This window comes from Phocaeicola sp. RTP21198st1_B8_RTP21198_201120 (assembly GCF_040929485.1).
Taxonomy (GTDB): Bacteria; Bacteroidota; Bacteroidia; order Bacteroidales; family Bacteroidaceae; genus Phocaeicola; species Phocaeicola dorei.
The window spans coordinates 783-1,480 of record NZ_JBCOCI010000326.1 but is presented as its reverse complement, the minus strand read 5'-3'; the positions used below and the strand labels follow the sequence as shown (position 1 = coordinate 1,480).

The 698-nt window shown below is 38.5% G+C and carries 1 protein-coding gene; it reads right to left on the bottom strand.

Annotation, left to right across the window (positions count from 1 at the left end):
- Nucleotides 1-566: amidohydrolase family protein (locus AB5935_RS25930; RefSeq protein ID WP_368327863.1), on the bottom strand; the 566-nt coding region annotated here is incomplete at its 3' end.
- Between the last annotated feature and the right edge of the window lie 132 nt (nt 567-698).

Here is a 698-nt window from a genome sequence, read left to right as displayed (position 1 = left end):
CTTTGCAGCTCTTCCCCCATTTCGATAGCTCCTTCCAATTCTGGCGCAACGCTCCAGCGTACAATATCCTGTGAGATATTTATAAAATGGTTATATTCTTTCGGGCATGGTTTTTTAAGATAATTAGGGTCTTGTGCTCCACACTGGGAAGGTGAAAAATAAGGACCTTCAAGATGTAGACCTATAAATTTAGCACCTTTATTATTCAGAACTTTCGCTTTTTTATAAATAGTAAAAGTATTCATTAACTCTTCATCGGTGCAGGTCAGAGTTGTAGGCACCATAGCTGTTGTTCCATACTTCGCATGAACTTCCGCTATTCTTAGAAATGCCTCCACTGTTCCGTCCATGAAATCATGTCCGCCACCTCCATGAACATGCATATCGATAAAACCAGGAGATACATATTGTTGTTTGGCATCTATTATTTGATCGTCCGGGTTTATCTCAAGCATTTTGTCGGCAAGGATTTGTTCGATCTTTCCGTTTTTGCAAATCAATGCCTTGCCCGTATCTATGCGATCAGGAAAGATGAGTTGTCCGTTTAGAATGATTAGTCTCTTCATTTTATATTGTTTGAGGTTTATTCATTTGTTTTTTATCTCCATGAAGTGATTTTGTGTCCTTTGACAGCAAAGAATGCAAGATAAAGGAAGCAGGGGATTAATACCCAATAGCCGATACGTAAATCGTATATT